At 59.5% G+C, this 10,743-nt stretch carries 9 protein-coding genes; 7 read left to right on the forward strand and 2 right to left on the reverse strand.

Features of this window, described 5'->3' with window-relative positions; all coding sequences use genetic code 11:
- Window positions 1–163 precede the first annotated feature (163 nt).
- Complete coding sequence (rne, locus tag VGC33_RS19735) at window positions 164–3,925, reverse strand: ribonuclease E (protein ID WP_331122486.1); 3,762 nt, start codon at window positions 3,923–3,925, stop codon at window positions 164–166.
- A gap of 564 nt (window positions 3,926–4,489) precedes the next feature.
- Between rne and rluC the strand changes: the two genes are divergently transcribed.
- Complete coding sequence (rluC, locus tag VGC33_RS19740; RefSeq protein WP_331122487.1) at window positions 4,490–5,446, forward strand: 23S rRNA pseudouridine(955/2504/2580) synthase RluC; 957 nt, start codon at window positions 4,490–4,492, stop codon at window positions 5,444–5,446.
- A gap of 27 nt (window positions 5,447–5,473) precedes the next feature.
- Here rluC and VGC33_RS19745 read toward each other — a convergent pair whose 3' ends face one another.
- Window positions 5,474–6,076 (reverse strand): Maf family protein, encoded by a 603-nt coding sequence (locus VGC33_RS19745; RefSeq protein ID WP_331122488.1) that lies wholly within the window; start codon window positions 6,074–6,076, stop codon window positions 5,474–5,476.
- Window positions 6,077–6,216: 140 nt separating this feature from the next.
- On the opposite strand from VGC33_RS19745, the gene yceD reads away from it, so the two are divergent.
- From yceD to fabG, 6 genes are read left to right on the forward strand one after another with little or no spacing between them, the layout of a single operon-like run.
- A complete protein-coding gene (gene yceD / locus VGC33_RS19750; RefSeq protein WP_331122489.1) occupies window positions 6,217–6,738 on the forward strand; it encodes a 23S rRNA accumulation protein YceD in 522 nt (173 codons plus the stop codon).
- A gap of 16 nt (window positions 6,739–6,754) precedes the next feature.
- Window positions 6,755–6,925: a 50S ribosomal protein L32 gene (gene rpmF, locus VGC33_RS19755; RefSeq protein ID WP_162364591.1), complete on the forward strand. Its 171-nt coding sequence runs from the start codon at window positions 6,755–6,757 to the stop codon at window positions 6,923–6,925.
- 15 nt (window positions 6,926–6,940) lie between these two features.
- The gene (gene plsX, locus VGC33_RS19760; protein ID WP_331122490.1) at window positions 6,941–7,975 is read left to right on the forward strand and encodes a phosphate acyltransferase PlsX; all 1,035 of its coding nucleotides are present in this window, start codon (window positions 6,941–6,943) and stop codon (window positions 7,973–7,975) included.
- A gap of 6 nt (window positions 7,976–7,981) precedes the next feature.
- Window positions 7,982–8,935 carry a beta-ketoacyl-ACP synthase III gene (gene fabH, locus VGC33_RS19765; RefSeq protein WP_331122491.1) on the forward strand — a complete coding sequence of 318 codons (954 nt, stop codon included), beginning with the start codon at window positions 7,982–7,984 and terminating at the stop codon, window positions 8,933–8,935.
- Between the two features lie 18 nt (window positions 8,936–8,953).
- Entirely contained in the window at window positions 8,954–9,883 is a 930-nt protein-coding gene (gene fabD, locus VGC33_RS19770) for an ACP S-malonyltransferase (RefSeq protein ID WP_331122492.1), read from the forward strand.
- Window positions 9,884–9,897: 14 nt separating this feature from the next.
- Complete coding sequence (fabG, locus tag VGC33_RS19775; protein WP_331122493.1) at window positions 9,898–10,632, forward strand: 3-oxoacyl-ACP reductase FabG; 735 nt, start codon at window positions 9,898–9,900, stop codon at window positions 10,630–10,632.
- Window positions 10,633–10,743: the final 111 nt, after the last annotated feature.

Consider the following 10,743-nt stretch of genomic DNA (forward strand, 5'->3'; position numbering starts at 1 on the left):
TTAGCGGAAAATGTCTTGCGACACTCTCCGCTAATTTTAAAGCGAACGGCACTGGATGCTGTTCTTAATCACCTCGCCAAAACCTACCGAAGTATGGTGCTGGTTTATTAGCGCTGATTTAGTGGGGATCCCTCAGCGCCGAAGCGGGTTTTTCAGGAACATATCAGTCGTCATCCTGCGGCGTTGGCCGGGTCGCCGGGGCGGCGGCCTGGTTGGCGGCGGCATGGCCGCCCGCCGAACCGCGTCCCTCGAACCGGTATTCCGGGCGATGCCATTCCTTCACCGGCTCGGGCGCTGGAATATAAACCGGCGCGGGCGCCTTGGTCATCGGGGCGCTGACATGCTTAAGGCTCTGCGCCTCGTCGCCTTCGGCCGGCCCTTCCCGCTGCGCGTCCGGGATCGTGGTGGACGCAGGCGGCTGCTCATTGGCGATCGGCGTCTCATTGGCGATCGGCGTCGATGAGGCCGGGACCGGCTGAGCTTCAGGAGCGGACGATGCCGGCACCGGTTGAGCTTCAGGCGCGGACGATACCGGTACCGGTTGAGCTTCAGCGGTGGACGACACCGGGACCGGCTGTTCGCCTGTGACCTGAGCATCAACCGGGACACCGACCGGCGCTGTCTGTGACGCCGGCGCCAACCGCGATACCTGCATGGCGGCGATAATAGCGTCGGAAAGCAGGATGACCGCCGGTGGGATATCTACCGTCGCCGGCGTTACGCTTGCCGGCCCTTCCTGGTGCGGCAGGACCTGCGCGGACGTTTCCAGTACCTGCGGGGCAAACGAAGCGGCGGAGGAATGACGTTGCTCATCTGCGGGCCGCGCCATGTCCTCGTCGGTCGACGCGGCCGGTTGGGCTTCGGCCAGGGTCTCCCGCGCCACGTCCCGATCTTCCGGGCTGACGACGTCGGGCACCCGGCCTGCCGGCGACACTTGGGCCGGCGTCGGCTCAAGCGGAACCAGGGTTGCCGCGGGCAATTCCCGCGGCGCCAGGGCGTCGGTGGTGGCAACCGCGGCAGCGCTGTCGTCGATGATGCTGTCGAGCGCATTGGCCACCTCGCGGCCACGGGTTTCCTCCGCGCCGCCGGCACCGCTTGCGGCCTGCTCAGCCAACGCGTTTTCCGCGCGTGTCGCCGAAGGTTCCGGCAGCGGCGTCACATTTTCCGCCACGGCAGGCGCCGGTACCGGCAGCTCCGCCGCCGGCGGATTTTGCTCGAAACGTTCAATCGGCGTAATCGGATAGCTTATCCATACCTTGCCTGACGCCATCTCGGGAGAAACCACCGCGCTGCTCAGCGGCATCGGCGATTGTCCCAGATAACGTTCGTCGCGATAACGGCGGCGGCGCTGGCCGCTGACCCGCAGATGGCGCGGCGAACGGCGCGAACGGCGGGGCAGGCCCGCTTCATTGCCGTTGCGGCCTTCCTGTGCGTTATTATCCAATCCCTCGGGCGCCGGGGCGTCCTCGGTCTGGAACATAATGTCGGGCGTTGCGCCGCCGGCCTGGAACAAAATCTCAGGCTGCGATACGGTTTCCACCGGATCGCTTACGGCGGCGACCTGCGCGCCGGTGTCGGCGTCATCGGTAACCCGAACCTTCTGGGACAGATTGCGACGAGGTCGACGCGGCACGACAGGCGTAGGTTTATCGTCATCATTCACCGGCTCGGCGAGAACCACCGTTTCCGGTTCTATCACCTCGATCTCGGTTTCGATTTCGGCTTCAACCGGCAGGGGCCTGGTTTCCTGGGCCGGACGCTTATCTTCCTGGCGACGACGCGGACGGTCGGCGCGCGGTTCGCGGCGCGGCGTTTGCTCGTCCTCAAGCTGTGGTTTCGCGACGTCGAGCGCTTCGGCTTCGACCGGCGCGTTCTGGCGCTTGCCCTTGCGCAAATCGTCCCGCGGCTCGCGACGTTCGCGTGGCTCCCGCGGTTCACGCGCTTCGCGCGGCTGGCGGCCTTCCTGCGGGGCGCGCTGCTCACGCTCGCCGCCACGCTCGCCGTTACGATCCCGGCGAACGTTCTGGCGGCGCTGGCCGCGGCGATCCTGCTGCGGACGACGCGGCGCCTCGGCGGCTTCCGCGGCGGGAGCCTCTTCCTTCGGCTGCGCCGCCGGTTCGGCGGTTTTTACCGACGTATCTTCTTCCGGGTCGCTGAACCAGCTTTTCAGGCGGGTGACGGCACGGCTAAATAATCCGGCGGTTGCCGGTTCGACTACCGTGGACGCTGTAGCGGGTTTGGCGACGGCCTTGGCGCTGGTTTCCCGGGCCAGCGGCGCGGGTTCGGCAACCGCAGGCTCAGGCGCCATCGGCGGTGAATCCGGCATGACGAACGCGGCCAGGGCGGGTTGTTCAGGCAGCTTACGCTCGGCGGCCGGTTCTTCGGACGGCTGGGCCATTTCCGCTTCGTGCAACTGCGGCAACAGATAGCTCAGGGTCGGCGCTTCTTCGCCCTTGCGTACGCGCAGTACCGCGTAATGCGGGGTCTGCATTTGATCGTGCGGCACGATAATCGCCCGAACGCCGCCCTGGCGGCGTTCGATGGCGTTGACGGAGTCACGCTTTTCGTTGAGCAGGTACGAGGCAATCTGCACCGGCACGATGGCATGGACTTCGTGGGTATTCTCTTTCAGCGCTTCTTCTTCAATCAGGCGCAGAATCGACAGCGACAGCGATTCGTTATCACGAATGGTGCCGGTACCGCCGCAGCGCGGGCACACATGATGACTGGATTCGCCCAAAGACGGACTCAGGCGCTGGCGCGACAGCTCCAGCAAACCAAAGCGCGAGATGCGGCCGATCTGGATGCGCGCGCGATCCTGGCGCACGGATTCACGCAGGCAATTTTCCACCTCGCGCTGGTGACGCACCGGGGTCATATCGATAAAGTCGATGACGATAAGGCCGCCCAGGTCGCGCAGGCGTAACTGACGGGCGATTTCGTCCGCGGCTTCCAGGTTGGTGTTAAAGGCGGTTTCCTCGATATCCCCCCCGCGGGTTGAACGGGCGGAGTTGATATCGATGGCGGTCAGCGCTTCGGTGGTGTCGATAACGATGGAACCGCCGGAGGGCAGGCGCACTTCGCGCTGGAAGGCGGATTCTATCTGCGATTCAATCTGGTAATGGCTGAACAACGGAATTTCGCCGCTGTACAATTTGATTTTGCTGCTGAAATCGGGGCGCCCGAGGGAAGCGATATGCTCTTTCGCTTTTTCCAGCACTTTGGGGTTATCAATCAGGATCTCGCCGATATCAGGACGCAGATAGTCGCGAAAGGCGCGAACGATGACGTTGCTTTCCTGATGGATCAGGAAAGGCGCCGGACGCCCTTCGGCGGCTTTTTTTATCGCTTCCCAATGCTTGATGCGAAAAGCCAGGTCCCACTGCAGCGCGTCGGCGGATTTACCCACGCCCGCGGTACGGACGATAAGGCCCATGCCGTCGGGCAGTTCCAGCGACGACAGCGCTTCCTTCAGCTCAGTGCGATCATCGCCCTCGATACGACGGGAGATCCCGCCGGCACGGGGATTGTTAGGCATCAGCACCAGATAACTGCCGGCCAGGCTGATAAAGGTGGTGAGCGCCGCGCCTTTGTTGCCGCGTTCTTCCTTATCGACCTGGACAATCACTTCCTGTCCTTCGCGCAGCACGTCTTTGATATTCGGGCGGCCGTGGGAAGCGTATTGCGCGGGAAAATACTCGCGGGCAATTTCTTTCAGGGGTAGGAATCCGTGACGCTCGGCGCCGTAATCGACAAACGCCGCTTCAAGGCTTGGCTCAATTCGGGTGATTTTACCCTTGTAAATATTAGCTTTTTTCTGTTCATGACCCGGGCTTTCAATATCCAGATCATACAGCTTCTGGCCATCTACCAGAGCAACGCGCAACTCTTCTTGCTGAGTTGCGTTGATTAACATTCTCTTCATCGTAACTTACTCTTTTTTATGCATTGGCATCAGAGCTGCGGGCAAAAAAACGCATGACCGGGTGATAACCGACGGCCCCGTGACTTGTCGCGAAACCGTCAACCTCACGGTTGTCGCTCGCAGAGGGGCGCATTGTTTCGGTAGCCTGTTTTCGGAGAGAAAGACAGCGCATTTACAGCGGGAATAGCGTCTGATAACGGTCGCCAGAACGAATCCCTTTTGCCGGCCAAGCTGCAATCCGCAGCCCGCTAACTGCCTGATTAATCACTACGTCTTACGCCATTGCCGCGTGTATGATTATTCAGGCAAATTTAAAAATTCCACGATTTCTCGCCTTTAACGCGCGCAGAGTGGAAAGTTTATACATTATTCCACCGCTGACACTCATATAGCAAGGCGACTTTACCTCTTGGCAACAAGATTCCGACTTATGGTTACATTTCTGCCTGGCCCGCCTGCTGCGCGGCTGAAATTCACCCGAAAAACTTTTTTACCAATTAAAGCACAGTTAAGCACAGAAAAAGGAGTGGCGCTATGGTGGCGGTATATTTAGAATCGCCTCCCATGAATGAAAATAATGTAGCCGTACAGTTTATAACCGTTTCCGCGGATGAGGCAGGCCAGCGGATCGACAACTTTTTGCGTACCCGATTAAAAGGCGTACCGAAGAGCATGATTTATCGCATCGTGCGAAAAGGGGAAGTGCGGGTCAATAAAAAACGCATCAAGCCGGAATATAAGTTGCTTGACGGCGATGTCCTGCGCATCCCGCCGGTGCGCCAGTCCGCGCCGGATGAAACCGCCGTCTCGCCGCTGCTGGATAAAGTGGCGGCGTTGGCGGAAGCGGTGCTATATGAAGACGACCACCTGCTGATCCTGAACAAACCCTCCGGCACGGCGGTGCACGGCGGCAGCGGTCTAAGCTTCGGCGTGATAGAAGGACTGCGCGCGCTGCGTCCGGACGCCCGTTTCCTGGAATTGGTGCACCGCCTGGATCGTGATACCTCCGGGGTGTTGCTGGTGGCCAAAAAACGGTCCGCCCTGCGTTTGCTGCACGAGCAGCTGCGCATGAAAGGCATGCAAAAGGATTACCTGGCGCTGGTGGCCGGGGAGTGGCCGTCGCAGACCAAGACGGTCAGCGCGCCGCTGCTGAAAAATATCCTCGCCAGCGGCGAACGTATCGTACGGGTGGGCGATGACGGCAAACCGTCGGAAACGCGCTTTAAGGTGGAAGAGCGTTTTGTCCACGCCACTTTGGTTAAAGCCAGCCCGGTGACCGGGCGCACCCACCAGATTCGCGTCCATGCCCAATATGCCGGTCATCCGATTGCCTTTGACGATCGCTACGGCGACGCGCAATTCGACCAGCAGCTCAAGGGATCGGGCCTGCACCGGCTGTTTTTACATGCCGCCGCCCTGCGTTTCGATCATCCCGCCACCGGCGAAACCATGCGTATCGAAGCACCGCTGGATAAAGGCCTGCGCCATTGCCTGGTTTACCTGCGCGCCAACGATAAATAAGTTTACCCGGTTGCCGGCGCGCCGGGTTCAGGAGATGGCCCGAGCGTTCGCCAGCAGCGGGTTTATCCCCTCGTTGCGCAGCATCGCGGTCAGCGCCATCAGGGGCAGGCCGATCAGCGCATTGGGATCGCGCCCCTCGAGCGCGTCGAACAGGGTGATTCCCAGGCCTTCGCTCTTGAAACTGCCCGCGCTGTGCAGCGGCTGGTCCAGCGCCACATAACCGGCTATTTCCGCGTCGGTCAGGGTGCGAAAGGTGACATGGAAGGGTTCCACCGTGCGCTGTATCGCGCCTGTGAGGCTGTTAAGCAGCGCCAAACCGGTATAAAACGTTACGCGCCGGCCGCTGGCTTGCCGCAGCTGGCCGATGGCGTTCTCGCGCGTATGGGGTTTGCCGGTAATGCGGCCCTCAAGCACGCAGCATTGATCGGAGCCGATAATCAGATGGGCGGGGTAACGGCCCGCCAGGGCGCGGGCTTTGCCCTCGGCCAGGCGCAGCACCATGCGCTCCGCCGATTCGTCCGCACGCTTCGTTTCGTCGATGTCCGGCGCGACGGCGATAAACGGCAGAGTCAATTTTTCCATGAGCGCGCGGCGAAACGGTGACGAGGAAGCCAAGACAATTTTGCACATATTTTTTCATCCAACGATGGCGTATTTCAGTGCGCCATTTTAAACTGTTCGCCGCTTCGGAAGCGAATATTGATGAAAGGCGGGTAAATATGGCCTTTTTCTTTGACTCTATGTCGTTACAAAGTTAATATGCGCGCCCTATGCAAAAAGTAAAATTACCCCTGACTATCGATGCGGCCCGTACTGCACAGAAGCGCCTGGACTATGCTGGTGTCTATGCGCCTGAGCAGGTAAAGCGTATTGCCGAATCCGTGGTAAGTGTGGATAGTGATGTTCAGGCGTCGTTGTCATTTAATATTGATAATCAACGCCTGGCGGTGATCGACGGCAGTGCGGACGTCGCGGTGACGCTCTTGTGCCAGCGCTGCAATCAGCCGTTCGCCCATCAGGTACACACGACATTTTGTTTCAGCCCGGTTGTCACCGACGAGCAGGCTGAAGCATTGCCGGAAGCGTATGAAGCGGTTTATGTCGATGGTTTCGGCGAGATAGATTTGCTGGCAATGATTGAAGATGAAGTTATTCTTTCGCTGCCGATCGCACCGGTTCATGATACTGAACACTGTGAAGTGTCCGACGCGGAGCAGGTATTCGGCAAGCTGCCGTCCGAGGTTGAAAAACCTAACCCGTTTTCCGTATTAGCCAGTTTAAAGCGAAAGTAATTAAGGAGTAAGGTCCATGGCCGTACAACAGAATAAACCCACCCGTTCTACCCGTGGCATGCGCCGTTCACACGACGCGCTGACCACCTCTACCGTATCAGTGGACAAAGTCTCCGGTGAAACCCACCTGCGTCACCACATCACCGCCGACGGTTTCTACCGCGGTCGCAAAGTTATCGCCAAGTAATTACAAGGCGATACATTGATACGTCTAACCCTGGCGTTAGATGCTATGGGCGGCGACTTCGGTCCCGCCGTGACAGTGCCTGCTGCATTGCAGGCACTGGCTTATCATCCGCAATTAACCTTGCTGCTTGTCGGCAGTTCCGCTGCGATAAATCCTTTACTGATAAAAACTGATTCCGTTCTGCTTGAGCGATTGACGGTTGTTCCCGCCGAATCCGTTATTGCCAGTGACGCCAAACCATCCCAGGCCATCAGGGCGAGCCGCGGCACCTCGATGCGCGTCATGCTTGAGCTTCTCAAGGATGGCAAGGCCCAGGCCTGCGTCAGCGCCGGCAATACCGGGGCGCTGATGGGATTGGCGAAAATGCTGCTCAAACCGCTGGACGGCATCGAGCGTCCGGCGCTGATGACCGTCTTGCCGCATCAGCAGCGCGGCAAGACGGTGGTGCTGGACCTCGGCGCCAACGTGGAATGCGACGGGGCGATGCTGGCCCAGTTCGCTATTATGGGCGCGGTGATGGCGGAGGATATCGTGGGTGTGGACAACCCGCGGGTGGCGCTGCTGAATATCGGCGAGGAAGAGACCAAGGGCCTGGATAATATCCACCAGGCCGCGGCGCTGCTCAGAAGTATTCCGTCAATCAATTATATAGGTTATCTTGAAGCCAACGAGTTGCTGACAGGGAAGACCGATGTGCTGGTCTGCGATGGGTTTGTCGGCAATGTCACATTAAAGACCATGGAAGGGGTGATAAGACTATTTCTGTCTTTGCTTAAATCCTCAGGGGACGGCGGCAGGCAGGGTTGGCTGATGAAACTCGTCAAGCGCTGGGTGAAAAAACGCCTTGCCCGCCAATTCGGCCATCTTAATCCCGACCAGTATAATGGCGCTTGCCTGTTAGGTTTGCGTGGCACGGTTATCAAAAGCCACGGGGCGGCGAATCAGCGCGCGTTTACCGTCGCTATCGAACAGGCAATGCAAGCGGTGGAGCGGCGGATTCCCGAGCGGATTGCCGCGCGCCTTGATGCGGTTTTACCCAAGAGTGATTAAGCGTACATGTATACAAAGATTCTCGGTACCGGCAGCTTTCTGCCGGCACAAATAAGGTCGAATGCGGACCTGGAAAAAATGGTGGATACCTCCGACGAATGGATCGTGACGCGTACCGGTATTCGTGAGCGCCGCATTGCCGGCGCGGAAGAAACCGTATCCACCATGGGTTACATCGCCGCGCGGCATGCGCTGGAAATGGCGGACGTCGAGGCGGCCAAGGTGGGTTTGATCATCGTCGCCACCACCTCCTCGAGCAACGCCTTTCCCAGCTCGGCGTGCGAAATCCAGCATCATCTGGGCATTCGCGACACCATCTCTTTTGACATGGCGGCGGCCTGCGCCGGTTTTGCCTACGCCCTGAGCGTGGCGGATCAATATGTTAAACACGGCGCGGTGGAATATGCGCTGGTCATAGGCTCCGATACCTTGAGCCGCACCCTGGACCCCACCGATCGCGGGACGCTTATCCTGTTTGGCGACGGCGCGGGCGCGGTGCTGCTCGGCCGCTCCGATCAGCCGGGCATTTTGTCGACCCATTTGCACGCGGACGGGCGCTATGGCGATTTGTTGACCCTGCCGTACCACAGCCGCATCGATCCGACCGCGCCGGCGTTCCTGACCATGTCGGGCAACGAGGTGTTCAAGGTGGCGGTGACCGAACTGGCGCACATTGTCGATGAAACCCTGAACGCCAATCATTTGGAACACTCTGCGCTGGACTGGCTGGTGCCGCACCAGGCCAACCTGCGCATCATTACCGCCACGGCAAAACGCCTGAGCATGAGCATGGATAAGGTGGTGGTGACCCTGGATCGCCACGGCAATACCTCCGCCGCCTCGGTGCCGCTGGCATTGGACGAAGCGGTGCGCGACGGCCGGATTCAGCGCGGGCAGCTGGTTATGCTCGAGGCATTCGGCGGCGGTTTCACCTGGGGTTCGGCCTTGATTCGGTTTTGAATTGACAGGAAAATAAAAATGACAGTATTGGCAATGGTATTTCCGGGCCAGGGATCCCAGACCGTCGGAATGCTGGCGGAGCTGGCCGCACAATTTCCCCAGGTTGAGGCCACCTTCGCAGAAGCGTCCGCCGCGTTAGGCTACGATGTGTGGCGGTTGACCCAGCAAGGTCCGGTGGAAGAGCTGAATAAAACCTGGCAAACCCAGCCGGCGCTGCTAACGGCCTCGGTGGCTATCTGGCGCGTCTGGCAGCAGCAGGGCGGACAACAGCCGGCATGGCTGGCCGGCCATAGCCTGGGTGAATACTCGGCGCTGGTCTGCGCGGGCGTGCTGGATTTCGCCCCGGCGGCGCGGCTGGTCGCGCTGCGCGGCAGGCTGATGCAGGAAGCCGTGCCGGCGGGTGTCGGCGCCATGTCGGCCATTATCGGCCTGGACAACGCCGCCATCGAGCAGGCTTGCCGTGAAGCGGCGCAGGGACAGGTCGTGTCGCCGGTGAATTTCAACTCGCCCGGCCAGGTGGTTATCGCCGGGCATAAAGAAGCGGTCGAGCGTGCGGGCGCGGCATGCAAGGCGGCCGGCGCGAAACGCGCTTTGCCGTTGCCGGTCAGCGTACCCTCGCACTGCGCGTTGATGAAACCCGCCGCGGATAAGCTGGCGCAGGCATTGGCGGACATGGTTTTTTCCACCCCCGGCGTGCCGGTGGTGAATAACGTTGACGTGAGGGCGGAAACGGATCCGGACGCGATACGCCTGGCCCTGGTGCGCCAGCTGTACAATCCGGTGCGCTGGACCGAAACGGTTCAATACCTCGCCGCGCAGGGGGTCGACCAGGTGCTGGAAGTCGGGCCGGGCAAAGTGCTGACCGGCTTGACCAAACGCATCGCCGATACCCTTTCCGGCGCGGCGATTAACGATCCCGCGTCGCTGGCCGCGGCGCTTGGGCACTGATTATGGGGAATTCCATGAGTTTTGAAGGCAAGATAGCGCTGGTCACCGGCGCCAGCCGCGGGATCGGCCGCGCCATCGCCGAAATGCTGGCCGAGCGCGGCGCGACGGTAATAGGCACGGCCACCAGCGGGCAGGGCGCCGACGGTATCAGCGCCTATCTGGGCAATCGGGGCAAAGGACTGGAGTTGAATGTCTCCGACCTCGCATCTATTGATTCTCTTTTAGAGAAAATGCGCGCAGAATTTGGCGAAGCTGATATTTTAGTGAATAATGCCGGAATCACGCGTGATAATCTGCTGATGCGCATGAAGGAAGACGAATGGCAGTCTATCCTTGATACTAACCTGACATCCGTTTTCCGCATGTCAAAGGCGGTAATGCGCGCGATGATGAAAAAGCGTTACGGCAGAATCATTACCATTGGTTCTGTTGTAGGCTCCATGGGTAACGCCGGGCAAGCGAATTATGCTGCGGCCAAAGCCGGATTGATTGGCTTTAGCAAATCGTTGGCTCGTGAAGTCGCCTCGCGCGGCATCACGGTAAACGTGGTGGCGCCCGGTTTTATTGCGACTGATATGACTGAAGCGTTGACAGATGAACACCGTGCGGACATTTTGTCCCGGATTCCGGCAAATCGTCTTGGCTCTCCGCAAGAAATTGCCAGTGCTGTTGCTTTTTTCGCCTCCGAGGAGGCGGCATACATTACCGGTGAAACGATCCATGTCAACGGCGGCATGTATATGCTGTAAAAAGCACGAAAATCATTTGCGTTATTTGTGGTAAACACCGCAAAATAGCATAAAATCGTGGTTTGACCAGCCGGGATTTAGTTGCATCTTTTTCAACATTTTATACACTAC

Origin of the sequence: Acerihabitans sp., assembly GCF_036398755.1 — a bacterium.
Taxonomy (GTDB): domain Bacteria; phylum Pseudomonadota; class Gammaproteobacteria; order Enterobacterales; family Enterobacteriaceae; genus Acerihabitans.